Here is a 12,568-nt window from a genome sequence, read left to right as displayed (position 1 = left end):
GTTAATAAAACGTTACCAAAATATTAAATGAAGAAATAATATAGTAAAAACAGCATTTTTGTCCTCAGGAATTTCAGGGCATCGGAAAGATGTGCTTCAACTGTTCGCGGTGAAATCCCGAGCCTGTTTGCGATCTCTTCATTGGTCATTCCCTGCAACCGGCTCAGTTCAACTATTTTTTTGCTCTTCAGCGGCAATAGGCTCATATCCTTTTTTAACGCCCGGTTTGCCTCTTCATAACGGATCTGATGGTCGGTATCATTTACAGTTTTTAAAGGGGCCTCACTCAGAAAATCCTTTAAATGCGTTCTACTCAACTTTATATTTCGAAGTTCATTGTATATTTTAAAACGTACGGCCTGAAAAAGATACGACTCCACATTGGTGTTCTCTATGTCCTGCCTTCGCTCCCAGAAATTAATCCACACTTCCTGTACTACATCTTTAGAAAGCGACCTGTCTCCGGATATGGTATAGGCACGGGTATATAAAGATTCCCAGAGGCGATCAAAAAGTAAGCTGAAAGCACGGTGATCCGAATTTTTAATCCGTTCCATCAGCATGTGGTTGGTAATATCCGCCTCTTTTTTATTCATACAGGCAAAATAACACAAAGTCTCCTTAAAAATTAAGTCCTTCCTACATTAAATAATGGTTAATTAGCCATTTACGAACGGACAAAGTGAGTCATTAGTCCGGTATTTTGCATATTATTTACAGGCTATTTTGTCTCTGATGTCCGTTGCCCGACAGGGAGCGGCCCGAAACCTGTAATGTTTCGCAGGTTAAACAGTCCGGTTTCGGGTCGTGTTCTGTAGCTGTTAAGCGATAAGGAATAATAGCTGGCCAAATGTGCCCCTTGTGGTACTGCAAATATCCCCTACCCGGCCATCCGGGTTCGGGAACACCCCCGGGCTGCCACTGTAAGCATCTCCGCAAACCCGGTGCCGGCAGTGATAGCACTACCCGGCAGATGACTCCACTACCGGCTCTCCGGCAGGTTGAAGACGGGCAGCCCCCCGGTAAAGGTTTGTCTTCCTTTGTTGCCGGACCGGCATATCGTATTCCCGGCCGGATGATCCGGAGCCCGTTTTTGCCATTTAAGGGATTGCGTATACGCCGAACCGGGTTGGGTTTGCCGCATACACATTCCTTTAAGCCGTAAACGTAACCCGGTATGCTGCTTGCGCCGTTGGGTATGAATTCATAAGTAACCGGGTAAGCGGTCAACAGGGGTGTGTATGCAGCAAACCGGGTTCATTACGCCGCATACCCATCCCCTTACGCTGCAAACGTAACCCGATACGCCGCTTAAGCAGTCGGGTATGAATTCATAAGTAACCGGGTAAGCGGTCAACAGGGTTGTGTATGCAGTAAACCGGGTTCACTACGCCGCATACCCATTCCCTTACACTGCAAACACAACCCGGTACGCTGCTTGCGCCGTTGAGTATGAATTCATAAGCAACCCTGTATGCGGTCAACAGGGTTGTGTATGCAGTAAACCGGGTTCACTACGCCGCATCCCCATTCCCTTACGCTGCAAACATAACCCGGTACGCCGCTTGCGCCATTGCGTATGCGGCATAAGTAACCGGGTAAGCGGTCAACAGGATGGCGTATGCAGCATACCGGACCCCTTCCGGCGTATACGCAATCCCTTAAATGACCGTTTTCCGGGCTTTAAAGCGGAAAAATGTCCCGGCCTTCTGAAGACAGGCGGGCCCGGTGGTACAGCAAGGGAAATGCCGTGAATATCAAATCGTCACGCCATAAAAAGGTGTTGAAAGCCATGTATGACAAGGAGGGTAAAAAGCGAGGATTTTATTTTGGCCATAAAGCCTCGTTAGAAGGGGTTCTGAAAAAGGGATAATTCGATTACACTTTCCAAAGTCTGCATATTTGGTCTTATTACCCTCTTGCTATTCCCCCTTGGTTTTGAATTTATAATTCGGAAACAGAGATTTTTGTGATAATGTGGAAAGTCGTAAAATATTTTGATAGTATGGTTTTATATTGAGTCGCTAAAAATTTTTGCAAACTGATATACAAAATAATGAATGATATATAAAATGACGAATCAATAACAATTCTTCTGAAGCCGGGTAAATATTGGTGTTTGGTGAAATGTGACCTTCTAAGTGGCTGAAATTGTTAATTGTGTATATTTGCGTTAGGTACAATTCAAAACAACAAAATCCGATATGAAAACACGTTTGAAAATTTCAATTTCTGTTTTTTCACTTCTTTTTGCAATGAACCACGTTATCGCACAGGATGTCACCAAAGCCCATAAGGATTCATTAAATACTGTTGTTAAGAAATATTATGATTTGAACCTTAAAATGTTTCAAGCGAACTCAACAATCAAAGATATTGACAGCATCTTTGAACTTTTCACAGATGACTTTGAATATGTTCATCCAAAATATGGAGGGACTTATACAAGGGAGGAGCTGTATAACGGATCTGTCAGGAATCAAAAAAACGGACGCTATAACGGCAGAGTCACGGATATAAAAATAATTGACAAAATTATCGGACTAAACGCTGTGGTTGTTCAAAAAAGCTTTGTTGAAAGAAAAGATGGCAAAATCATAGATGGAGAACCACAAATGACGCTTTTCGAGTTTGTAAACGGAAAAATATCCCGGATTTTTGAATATTGGTAATGGCATAAAAACCGTACCTGACAGTTGTGTGTTGGTGGCAATTTTACCGAACCCCTGTAAACAGATAAATAATATGGAAACAGTACTGAAAATCTTAATTGGAATAATTGCCATTGAACATCTTTACTTTATGTATTTTGAGATGTTTGCCTGGGAAACGATAGGCAAAAAAACATTTAAATCCCTGCCCGAAAATTTATTTAAGCCGACAAAAGGATTAGCCGCTAATCAAGGACTATACAATGGCTTTTTAGCTGCAGGACTCATCTGGACATTTTTTATATCCGACATCATTTGGTCAAAAAACATTGCACTTTTTTTCTTGACTTGTGTGGCCGTTGCAGGGATTTATGGAGCAATAAGTGCAAGCAGAAAAATCTTTATTATACAAGCTTTACCAGCTATAATCGCAATAATTTATTTAGTAATTATAGCATAAAATATTTCAAATAACATTAATAGCATTGCTTCTAAACACTTGTCATAATTCAAACCAAGAGGTGAGACACAAGAGTACGAACCTCAAATTAAGTCTGTAAAATCAATAAAAAGAGAAAAAGTCAACGCATTAAAATTTGAGGGGTTGGAGATTGATTCAATCCCTTCGCCCTGGAAACTGTTTTTAGGGAAGGCTATCGTTCTGCAAAGTCTTTTTAATTCAGTCGGGATTCTAATTCCTTTCTAACCTCTTCTGCTGTTGGGTCTTTTGCTATAATTATTCCTTTTTTGTCTATCAGGAACATTCCGCCACCTCCGCCATCAACGCCATATTTTTGCCAAATAGTATTTTCTCTGTCGAGCTCTACCAAATTTAACCAGTCCCATTTTTCCTTCTCAAGGAATTTAACTAATTTGTCTGTATTCTTAAATTCTCCGGCAACTCCAACAATTGTAAACCCTTTATCTTTGTATTCATTATAAAGGGGCACCATTGTTCTGCTTTTAGCTATACAAGGTCCACACCAAGTTGCCCATAAATCTAATAAAGCAACTTTTCCTTTAATTTTATCTGATAGCTTTATTTTGTTACCATTCAAATCAGGTGCAGAAAAGTCAGAATATTTTTTTCCCACTTTTATGTTTTCAATAGCATTTATTAAGTTAGAAGCTAAATCATTGTATGGATGATTAGGGTTTGCTTTTGAAAGTATTTGAAAAGCATTTTTAGCTAAATTAATAGCTATTGTTTCCTTATTGAAGATTAAGTCATTTAATAAGAAAGAGTAAGCAACAATTGTAGGATTGTTTTCTATGTATTCTTGTTGAAACTTTTTTTGTTCATCATAAATAGATTTTAATGCATCTTCTAAAGTTTTTGCTTTAGGACTCAAGTGTTGATCAGCTTTTCTTAAATCATCTATTTTTTTATAGATAACGACTTTTTCATCTTGATTTTTTGCTTCACGCAATTCTGCATAAAGAACTTTGGCTTTATCACTATTATATTCGTCATTTTTAAAAAGTACGCTAATTTTATCTTGAAGTGGTTTTACTCTATCATTAAATTTATTCTCAAAATTTTGTTTAAACTTTTTGTATTGCGCATTTAAATTTCCTCCTTCAACACTGTTTTTGTCAAATTCTTCTTCTGCATAAATGGTTAAATTAATGTTTTCGTTCTCCAGAAACAAAGGCATATATCGACCTCCCCCATTTTCTTTGGCTTCTCCAAGAAAAAGATTCACTGCCTCTGAATTTTTAAGCTTAGATTCAAAATGAAATTTTCCGTTTTTGACAGGAATTTCAATTAATGAATCAAATCTCATATCCTGATTTGGTTTTACTAATATAATTGATTTCGTATCTGTTCCAACCGTTTTTCCGTTAAGTTGTAAAACTTGTTCTTTTTCAGGCGAACAGTCGAAGAAAAATATTGTTGTTAGGAATAAGATGAATTTCGTAATAAATTTCATTTTAGATTTCGGTTTTAAATCTGCCAAAACTTTGCGGTTTGGCGGGTTGAAGCCATTTACTATACCAATTGTTCTGTGCCGGTTATCTTAATTTATAAAGTTAAAAAATATCTTTCCTTTGTTTTAGAGGAAGCTCCAATTCTATCATAAAATTTCATAGCTCTTCTGTTAAATTTAGGGGTCTGCCATTGAATTAAAGAACAGTCCATTTTTTTAGCCTCCTCTTTAATTTGATCGATAAGCCTTTCCCCGATTCCAAAACCTCTTGATTCTTCGGTCAGGAAAAGGCAATCCATATAGATATAACAATTTGCATCCCAGGTTGAAAATTGTTTCATATAACTGGTGTAGCCCATCAATTTTTGATTATGCTCAGCTACAAGACAGTACAGTGAAGGTCTTTCGCCAAAGAGATGGTTATTCAGTAATTCTTCTTTACCCCCAGGTTCATATTCCGACTTTTCGAATTGGGCGTGTAGTTGGCATAGACGTACCAGTTCCGGTAAATCACTTTCCCGGGCAAATCTGATTATAGGTTTATTATGCATTATACATTTGTGTTTATCGTATCTAAAATATATGTATCATAATCAGCGTCAGGTAATTTTTTAAGAACATTTTCTGTCCACGATTTTTTTTCGTGATAAATCACTTCAAGTTCCCAAACACAAGGAGCAAGTCCGTCTCCCGAAATCTGTTTGAAATCACCTTCTGATCGGTAATCAGAGAAAAAGATATGTGTGTTCAACATATTTTCACCTACCCACCAATTCATTACGGAAAAAACACCTTCATTTCCCGAATGCAGTATCAGGAAACCGATATTGCTATTGTCGTTATTAAAAGAATTTTTTAAAGATAACCAACCCGGCAGCTTCTCCTTAACTGATTTGTAAAATTCCGGATGGTAGAAATTTTCTCCTTTTGTAATGGTATATACTTTGATTCTCCAGTCATTTATTTCAATTGTTTCTTTAAATTTTATTGGTCTTGATCTGTATTTGTCCATAATTTTTTCGGTTTGCACGGAGGAGGCTATGGTTTCGTTGCGGAAAAGTCCTCCGGTGATTTTCCGAGAGGAAAATCGGCCGCTAATGAACTATAGTCCCTGTTATGCTCTCGCCTTTTCTGTGATATTAGATATTACCTCTTTCCTTTTCTCGAACCCATTCGATGTAATCTGTTTGTGATACTTTTGAGATCCCTAATTGTCGCATCATCATTACTACCTGTCCGCGATGATAACTTCCATGATTAAAAACTGTTTGAACTATTTCCCGTGCCGGAATTGAAAAATTCTCTCCTTTATGTTCAAATTGAATTTCTTTTTCTAAATCAGCTTTTTCTACAAATTTTTTGAATCTCTCAGAAGTCATTAGCCATTTCTTAAATAGTTCATTATTGGTTCCGGTAAAGTTTGTAACACTTGATGTTTCCCATCCATTTCCATTCAAACGGGAAAGCCAACCTGTTTCAGCAAACCAAATATGTAAAATCGTGGCACGAATTGTCGGAAAACTTCCAACAAATTCTTTGTTTAAGAGTTCGTCGTCTTGTTCTATCAAATTGTTTATTAGTCTGTTATTTGCCCAGATATTATAGTTGGCATAGTTGATATATCCTTGATTCATTTCTTTAATTTACTGTTATTTTAGTAATAGTTTGCTTCTTTTAAATTTTCTTTCCTTGACATTTGGCGGAGCACAATGTGTTTGTGTAAAGTCAGTAACGGAAAAATACTCAAGTATTTTCCGCTGAGCCAACCAAAATAGCAAAAAGAGTTGAATTTTTGGCAGGAAATTTAACCGTTACTATGTTTACACGGCGTTGGCAGATATTTTTTGTTTTACTCCTATAGCTGCTTTCAGAAATGGTATAAACAATAAGAAAAGGGTTAAAGAAAAGACGGCCACCGGGAATTTGTGTTCCCGGAATACCACATCCATTCTTTAACCCCTGGATATTTATTTCAAGTTGATTAAAAACTTCGTTCTATTGCCCCCAACGCTGTATCTTTATAATCGCCCCGTGCACAGCCATGGGTGCCTAATGGGTTATCTCCTTTACAGGGGGCAAAGTTCCAATAGTCTCTTGCTCTCCATAACGGACTTTTGCCAGGCCTTCCCCAGTTTACGTCTGCGCTGAGAATAGGATCGGAACAACGTAACTGGTAAAGGTTATTGGCGATATCTACCGTAATGCCGGGATTGCGGTAATCGGCATAGTAAAGGCAGCCTCCGATACCTCCGCTGTCGTGATAAGCCCCGTGGGCCACTTTACCCACATACACTTCATCCCTGTTTGTGGTGAGGTTCTGGGTATACCATCCTCCGTGCTGAAAAAAGGTAATGGTTGAGGGGGTCCAGGTATTCCGGTTGAACTGGATCACTACATGTTCCCAATCGTAATCGTGTCCGCCCGTATCTCCTATGCAATTGGGTTGCCGGGCATATGCCCACCAGTAATCGATAAATACTCTCCTACTGTCGTCAGGACTGATCTGTACGTCAAAATAAGTGGTAAAACCGGTATTCCGGTTCTCGATAATACTCTGGTCACTCAATACCAACTGCTGGCCACAGTCCCGGTTCGTAGAGGCATTCCAAATGACTTCAATATCATCGGGATAAGTAGAAGCAGCCTGGTCAAATTTTACATAAGGAGCATAACGGGCCGCCCAGCTCCGGGCTTCGGCCTCACTGACCCAGGTTTGAAAATTATCGGTACACCCGGTACACGTGGAAGCAGCTTCTACTTTAGCACTTCCATGCTTCTTTTCCTCCGTAATACCGTCAATATACAATGTTTCATCCAGTTTTTTCCCATTTTCCGTATCCAGACGGAGCGTAGCCTCATACTTACCGGCTTTACCTCCTTTCAGGATGACACTTCCGCCGGTGATGCCTGCCGGTTTTCCATTGTCCGGAAGTACCATCCCGTAAATGATGCCGGGAACGTTTCCTTCGGGTTTACCGGTATGGAAATCATATGTCCCTTCGGTAAGCGTTCCGGGCCGGCCTGAAGAGAGCTCTACAAACAAGGCGTTTTCCCGGTTTTTACCCGAAGCTATCAGCTTATATCTGACAATCGAGTCATTATTGCTTTTAAGCATGGTGGTTTTCTCCGGGTTCAGAGCAATGTTTTCCTGTACTTCCCCCAGCCCGGTTTGGTTTACTTCACTTTGAAGTGAATCGGTATCCCCGCTACATCCGTACATTAATGTACAAAGAGCGAAGAACAGCGTGATTTTTTTGATCTTCTTTTTGGTGTTCATCGAATTAAGATTTAGGGTTAAAAAAGTTCCCCTAAAGTACTTAAGTGTACCAAACACATCATTGAAAAAAAGTTAATGAAAAGTTAAAAAAATATTAATAGAGGTTCTTTTGTTTACAGAAATAGTTTTACCCCCGGATTTATGCGCAGGTGCCGGAAGGAAAAATACGTGAGGATATGCAGTTGTTGGAAATTAAGTCAGTTTCCCTGTCCATAGGCTTTGATTTTTACAACGACTTCATATCTTTGGCTGTGAGCGACAGGTCATTATTAAGTTGATGCCCCCCACTGGTTATTATGCGAACCGTTGCCTGCGGCAGATTTTGTGTATAAAATTCGAGATGGTCTAACGGTACTACTTCGTCATCCTTACATTGGTAGAGAAAAACCGGAATATCCTTTGGTATGCTATCTGCAAAACGCTTGTGCAGCTTAATGCCCTGTTTCCAATCTTCGTCACCACTCCAATACGGTGCAGCGATAAGAAAAAGGCCGTCAATTTTTTTCTGTATCCGGTTTTCCGACAGATATTTCAAAAGCATTGAAGCGCCAAAAGAGTGTCCCGCCAAAATAATTTCTTCCTTAATCAAGGATATCTCTTTCCCGATTTGCTTAAGCCATCCGAAATCCGGAAGCGTGTCGTTAAAATGGATTTCAGGGTTATGTACCTCATAGGCATCTCCCAATTCCTTTCTGAGGGAATCTGCTAATTTAGTGTCTGCTTCATAACCGCCTTCACCTCCACCATGTATAAATAATACTTGTTTCTTCATTCTTATAATTGTTTTCAAACAGCTGTGTCCTTAAATGACCGCCAATACCCAAATATACACAATCCCTCTTATTTTTAATACGAAGACTAAAATATAAATAACACAAAAACACCATTTTAACATCCCGTTCAGGTATTCATTATTTCATAGATTATTCATCATTTTGTTTATCATTTTTTGTATGTTTAAAGTGCTATTCCATCGAAGAAATGGGGTATTCTCAAAAAAGTATTTGGCGAAGGCTGCACAATCATACGATAAACAATTTACTTATGCTTCAGGATATTGACAACTATTATTTAAGCAAGGAAGAACCCCATAAAGGTTGCTTACTTGCACTGCGTAATATCATCCTTGAACAGGACGAAAATATTACCGAAACGCGGAAGTGGGGAATGCCCTGCTTCTGTTATAAAAAAAAGATGTTCAGCTATCTGTGGACTGACAAAAAAACGGACGAACCCTATATACTGATGGTAGAAGGAAAATATCTCGACCATCCGGAACTGGAAGAAGGGAACCGTTCAAGAATGAAGATTTTCAGAATTAACCCCAACAAGGACATCCCCATTCGCACCGTTAAACGGCTACTAAATGAAGCGTTAGACTTATACAGAAACGGAACGATAAAAATCAAATAGAAGCTTACGTGCGCCGGTTACTTTGTTACCTGTTTGCTTTTATTCCGTTATTTCTATAACTCACGAATTGTCCCTGTAAGAGGTATTATTTCTTTTCCAATTCTCAAAAAAGTTTTTACAGTATGATCATTCAGGTTAATAACCTGGCTGACACCCAGTCCGTCTTTCTCAATCCACGAAATAAAAAAAGTATAGTTATTCAGTCGCTGTGTGGCATAGGTTTCGTCAGCTTCTTTTCCTTTATCGTCTCCTTTTATACATTTCCAATGCAGTTTATCCCCTGACTTGAAATTTACTTCATAAACATAATCACCATAATTGTATTCAAATGTTTTTCCGGATAAAGTGACCATTTCTTCAGTGCTATTTTTTTCGTCCTGAGTTGTTTTCATATTTTTTGTCTCATTTTTATTTTTACAAGATATGATTGAGGTTAAAATCATAATGGCTAAAATTGCGTTTTTCATGTTCATAATGTTATTGTTTATAAAATTGTAAAGTTATACACATAAATTCTATTTTTATTCAATTGATAAATAGATCGATGAAATTATTGGCCACTTAAAAACATATGACATATGAATCTTTTAAAAAGAGCCCTTCTCTGTGTACTTTGTGACCTACTTCGTGTACTTAGTGGTTAATCAACAGCAGCATTTGTTCTAACCACAGAAACTCACAAAGGTTGCACAGCGTTGCACAAAGAACTACATGGAAACTATACGTATAACTCAATAAAATTGATATAGTTTGTTATCCATTTTCGATTTTTTAGCTTGCGGCTAACACTCCAGTATAAGTGTAGTGTTTATCGTATCGCTTCGTCCACCATTTTGCTGTCCACAAATTGCTCAAAGCTGATTATTTTTCCATCTTTCAATTTCCAAAGATGGGCTACCCTGGCTTCAAAAGGTTTGTTCGTTTTTTTGTAAGTTCCCGTATATGTACCGTAAGCAACCACTTTATCATCACCGGCAATATAATCTTCGGGGGTAAATTTGTAATCTATCCATTCGCTTCCCAACCGGGTAAAAACATTTCTGGTGATGCTTTCCAAACCTGTGTAAGTACCGCCATACGGAAAACCTCTGGCTTCTGTCCAACGGATATTTTCGGATACATATTTGGCAAGGTTTCTACCGTTTTCTTCCGAAGTTTTCCCCTCGTAAGTACTTTTTACAATTTCGAGATTTGTCATTGTTGTGTTATTAAAAGTACAACTTGACAACGCCAAAAGCATTGTCAAGTTAAAACTTATTATCGAATTTACCATTTCATTTCACCCGTGTTTACTTTTGCACCTATTTGCAGGGCAATTTCAAAAGTCAGATCAGGGTATTTTGTTTTTAATGTACTGATCAATGCTTCGGAGGTTTTATTTGTTTTAAGTGCTTCTTCGTAAAACCGAATGTATTCTTTGGTGTGTTCGACTGCCGATATATCAAATGCTGATGCTGATTTTGCGTGTGCGGGAATTACGATTGCAGGATGCAAACTTTCTATTTTGTCCAATACCGAAATCCATTGTTTACGGGCTTCTGCGGTTTGCGCATCGGCCATCCACAAGTGGAAAGTGTTGCCAAAGACATTGATACCACCTACAACGGCCTTGACAGAAGGAATCCACACAAATGTTCTTGAAGGAAATTCTTCCAATCCTGTAATCTCCAGCTTCTGCCCTTCCAACGCAATACTATTGCCTCGCAACACTTGCGGCAAAACAACGTTAGAGGTAATGGCTTTGCCCAGGCGGTCGCCCCACACGTCTAATTTCTTTTGTGCAGTGGCTTTGATATGCTCGATAGTGGCAGGTGTGGCATAAACTGTTACTTCCGGAAAATATTTTTTGAATACCTCCAATCCGAAATAAAAATCAGGGTCGCCATGGCTTACAAAAATGGTCGTAAGTTTTTTCCCTGATTTTTTAATCTGTTGCGCTACTGTTTCGGCATCTGCCAAAGTAAATTGTGCATCGATTAAGACAGCATCTGTTTTACCGGAGACGATAACCGATGCTATGCCCAAATTGTTTTCCGAGGCGTTGTAAACTTCAAGTTTGAGATTGTTTGTTTCAATAGTTTTGAAACTTTGCGCTTGTGCTTCCATTTTGAATAAAATTAAGAGGATTAAGAATGTTTTTGAGACAATTGATTGCATTTCGGTCTTGTTTTAAATTAATAAGACAAAGATGCAACCACCCGATGCCCAAAAACATTGAACAAGTTCAATAAATGAAATCTGGGATCAATCCTAAAAGTTGTAGACATTGTTGCAGTTCAGACGTAGGACAGCAGGACAGGTTATTGAGTTATTCAGTTAATGAGTTCGTGCTTGATGCCTAAATAACTAAAATACAATTTCACAGCCTGCCAAAATCGCTGTACCTTTCAGTACAACGTGGTTTGTTTTTTTGTAAATAAAGGGAAACCGGAAACCATCCCGGGTTTACGATATATCAGCCTCACATACAATATTCAACCCAAAAAACATTCGTGTATTCGTGGCAAAACCAAAACGGGAAATTTACAACAAGTGAAAAAAAACACAACCTTTGATCCTGATCCGAAATTTGCCTTATTTCTTTCCGGAGATCTTCTTTCTTATTTTACTCAAAAATTCGTGGCTGATCCCCAAATAGGCTGCTATTTGCAGGTTGGTCAATCGTTGAAAGAGTTGCGGATATTTTTCGATGAAATCGATATAACGCTGGTCGGCGGTTTTGCTCAGATTGTCTATCATCCTGCGCTGCAGTGCAACATGTGTTTTTTGGGTCATTACCCGAAACAGTTTCTCGATTTTCGGCAGGTTTTCATAGGCAAATTCTTTGTCTTTTTTAGTAATTAAAAGCACTTCGCTGTCTTCCAATGCTTCGATAAAAAGTTGCGATGGTTTTTCATTCGTAAAGCTGTCAATGTCAGTAACCCACCAATTTTCAACGGCAAAATAGAGGATTTGTACAAAGCCATTCGTGTCGATATGATACACCCTGAAAAGTCCTTTGGTAACAAAACCCTCAAACCGGCACACTTCGCCCTCACGTAATAAGAAAGTTTTTTTCTTAATTTTCCTGGGTTGAAAAAGCCCGCAAAAATCCTCCATTTCGGTTTCCGATAGCGATATGTTTTTGCTTATGTTATGCTTTAAAAGTGTTGTCATTTCGGGGGGTTGTGTCCATATTACACCCAACACTCAAATATACACAATCCCCCTTATTTTTAACAAGAAGGTTACAAAATATCAATAGATAACACAAAAAAAACATTTTAAGGCCTCGTTCAGATATTCATTATTTCATA

General features: G+C 38.6%; 15 protein-coding genes. 4 read left to right on the top strand and 11 right to left on the bottom strand.

Annotation, left to right across the window (positions count from 1 at the left end; translation table 11 throughout):
* Positions 1 to 23: 23 nt before the first annotated feature.
* Entirely contained in the window at positions 24 to 596 is a 573-nt protein-coding gene (locus LS482_RS19895) for an RNA polymerase sigma factor (protein WP_233029301.1), read from the bottom strand.
* A 1,100-nt stretch (positions 597 to 1,696) separates the two neighbouring features.
* On the opposite strand from LS482_RS19895, the gene LS482_RS19890 reads away from it, so the two are divergent.
* The 3 genes from LS482_RS19890 to LS482_RS19880 all read left to right on the top strand — a co-directional run bounded on the left by LS482_RS19890 (position 1,697) and on the right by LS482_RS19880 (position 3,111).
* Positions 1,697 to 1,873: a hypothetical protein gene (locus LS482_RS19890; RefSeq protein WP_233029299.1), complete on the top strand. Its 177-nt coding sequence runs from the start codon at positions 1,697 to 1,699 to the stop codon at positions 1,871 to 1,873.
* 331 nt (positions 1,874 to 2,204) lie between these two features.
* On the top strand, positions 2,205 to 2,672 hold the full coding sequence (locus tag LS482_RS19885) for a nuclear transport factor 2-like protein (protein WP_233029297.1): 468 nt from the start codon (positions 2,205 to 2,207) through the stop codon (positions 2,670 to 2,672).
* 73 nt (positions 2,673 to 2,745) lie between these two features.
* The gene (locus tag LS482_RS19880) at positions 2,746 to 3,111 is read left to right on the top strand and encodes a DUF1304 domain-containing protein (RefSeq protein WP_233029296.1); all 366 of its coding nucleotides are present in this window, start codon (positions 2,746 to 2,748) and stop codon (positions 3,109 to 3,111) included.
* Between the two features lie 214 nt (positions 3,112 to 3,325).
* Here the strand turns inward: LS482_RS19880 and LS482_RS19875 are convergent, their stop codons facing one another.
* From LS482_RS19875 to LS482_RS19850, 6 genes are all read right to left on the bottom strand, one after another.
* Complete coding sequence (locus tag LS482_RS19875; protein WP_233029294.1) at positions 3,326 to 4,612, bottom strand: TlpA disulfide reductase family protein; 1,287 nt, start codon at positions 4,610 to 4,612, stop codon at positions 3,326 to 3,328.
* Between the two features lie 65 nt (positions 4,613 to 4,677).
* Positions 4,678 to 5,133: a GNAT family N-acetyltransferase gene (locus tag LS482_RS19870; RefSeq protein WP_233029292.1), complete on the bottom strand. Its 456-nt coding sequence runs from the start codon at positions 5,131 to 5,133 to the stop codon at positions 4,678 to 4,680.
* Positions 5,133 to 5,594, bottom strand: a complete 462-nt coding sequence (locus tag LS482_RS19865; RefSeq protein ID WP_233029291.1) for a hypothetical protein — start codon at positions 5,592 to 5,594, stop codon at positions 5,133 to 5,135. The genes LS482_RS19870 and LS482_RS19865 overlap by 1 nt, the downstream gene beginning before the upstream one ends.
* Positions 5,595 to 5,721: 127 nt before the next feature.
* Positions 5,722 to 6,216: a DinB family protein gene (locus LS482_RS19860; protein WP_233029290.1), complete on the bottom strand. Its 495-nt coding sequence runs from the start codon at positions 6,214 to 6,216 to the stop codon at positions 5,722 to 5,724.
* A 347-nt stretch (positions 6,217 to 6,563) separates the two neighbouring features.
* Positions 6,564 to 7,859, bottom strand: a complete 1,296-nt coding sequence (locus LS482_RS19855; RefSeq protein ID WP_233029288.1) for an NPP1 family protein — start codon at positions 7,857 to 7,859, stop codon at positions 6,564 to 6,566.
* A 226-nt stretch (positions 7,860 to 8,085) separates the two neighbouring features.
* Entirely contained in the window at positions 8,086 to 8,631 is a 546-nt protein-coding gene (locus tag LS482_RS19850) for an alpha/beta hydrolase (protein ID WP_233029286.1), read from the bottom strand.
* Positions 8,632 to 8,903: 272 nt separating this feature from the next.
* Between LS482_RS19850 and LS482_RS19845 the strand changes: the two genes are divergently transcribed.
* Complete coding sequence (locus LS482_RS19845) at positions 8,904 to 9,272, top strand: DUF1801 domain-containing protein (RefSeq protein ID WP_233029284.1); 369 nt, start codon at positions 8,904 to 8,906, stop codon at positions 9,270 to 9,272.
* Between the two features lie 53 nt (positions 9,273 to 9,325).
* Here LS482_RS19845 and LS482_RS19840 read toward each other — a convergent pair whose 3' ends face one another.
* From LS482_RS19840 to LS482_RS19825, 4 genes are all read right to left on the bottom strand, one after another.
* Positions 9,326 to 9,739: a MoaF-related domain-containing protein gene (locus LS482_RS19840; RefSeq protein ID WP_233029283.1), complete on the bottom strand. Its 414-nt coding sequence runs from the start codon at positions 9,737 to 9,739 to the stop codon at positions 9,326 to 9,328.
* A gap of 341 nt (positions 9,740 to 10,080) precedes the next feature.
* A complete protein-coding gene (locus LS482_RS19835) occupies positions 10,081 to 10,470 on the bottom strand; it encodes a nuclear transport factor 2 family protein (protein WP_233029282.1) in 390 nt (129 codons plus the stop codon).
* Between the two features lie 68 nt (positions 10,471 to 10,538).
* Positions 10,539 to 11,429, bottom strand: a complete 891-nt coding sequence (locus LS482_RS19830; protein WP_233029281.1) for an MBL fold metallo-hydrolase — start codon at positions 11,427 to 11,429, stop codon at positions 10,539 to 10,541.
* 417 nt (positions 11,430 to 11,846) lie between these two features.
* A complete protein-coding gene (locus tag LS482_RS19825) occupies positions 11,847 to 12,428 on the bottom strand; it encodes a Crp/Fnr family transcriptional regulator (protein ID WP_233029280.1) in 582 nt (193 codons plus the stop codon).
* Between the last annotated feature and the right edge of the window lie 140 nt (positions 12,429 to 12,568).

It is taken from the genome of Sinomicrobium kalidii, from assembly GCF_021183825.1.
Taxonomy (GTDB): domain Bacteria; phylum Bacteroidota; class Bacteroidia; order Flavobacteriales; family Flavobacteriaceae; genus Sinomicrobium; species Sinomicrobium kalidii.
The sequence above is the reverse complement of the archived record's forward strand: the minus strand, read 5'-3'. Positions and strand labels throughout refer to the sequence as shown.

Bases quoted from the DNA above. Each gene is read 5' to 3' on its own strand.
- LS482_RS19880 (WP_233029296.1), top strand. From the start codon at position 2,746: ATGGAAACAGTACTGAAAATCTTAATTGGAATAATTGCCATTGAACAT.
- LS482_RS19890 (WP_233029299.1), top strand. From the start codon at position 1,697: ATGTCCCGGCCTTCTGAAGACAGGCGGGCCCGGTGGTACAGCAAGGGA.
- LS482_RS19895 (WP_233029301.1), bottom strand. From the start codon at position 596: ATGAATAAAAAAGAGGCGGATATTACCAACCACATGCTGATGGAACGG.
- LS482_RS19835 (WP_233029282.1), bottom strand. From the start codon at position 10,470: ATGACAAATCTCGAAATTGTAAAAAGTACTTACGAGGGGAAAACTTCG.
- LS482_RS19860 (WP_233029290.1), bottom strand. From the start codon at position 6,216: ATGAATCAAGGATATATCAACTATGCCAACTATAATATCTGGGCAAAT.
- LS482_RS19870 (WP_233029292.1), bottom strand. From the start codon at position 5,133: ATGCATAATAAACCTATAATCAGATTTGCCCGGGAAAGTGATTTACCG.
- LS482_RS19840 (WP_233029283.1), bottom strand. From the start codon at position 9,739: ATGAAAAACGCAATTTTAGCCATTATGATTTTAACCTCAATCATATCT.
- LS482_RS19825 (WP_233029280.1), bottom strand. From the start codon at position 12,428: ATGACAACACTTTTAAAGCATAACATAAGCAAAAACATATCGCTATCG.
- LS482_RS19850 (WP_233029286.1), bottom strand. From the start codon at position 8,631: ATGAAGAAACAAGTATTATTTATACATGGTGGAGGTGAAGGCGGTTAT.
- LS482_RS19865 (WP_233029291.1), bottom strand. From the start codon at position 5,594: ATGGACAAATACAGATCAAGACCAATAAAATTTAAAGAAACAATTGAA.
- LS482_RS19830 (WP_233029281.1), bottom strand. From the start codon at position 11,429: ATGCAATCAATTGTCTCAAAAACATTCTTAATCCTCTTAATTTTATTC.
- LS482_RS19855 (WP_233029288.1), bottom strand. From the start codon at position 7,859: ATGAACACCAAAAAGAAGATCAAAAAAATCACGCTGTTCTTCGCTCTT.
- LS482_RS19845 (WP_233029284.1), top strand. From the start codon at position 8,904: ATGCTTCAGGATATTGACAACTATTATTTAAGCAAGGAAGAACCCCAT.
- LS482_RS19885 (WP_233029297.1), top strand. From the start codon at position 2,205: ATGAAAACACGTTTGAAAATTTCAATTTCTGTTTTTTCACTTCTTTTT.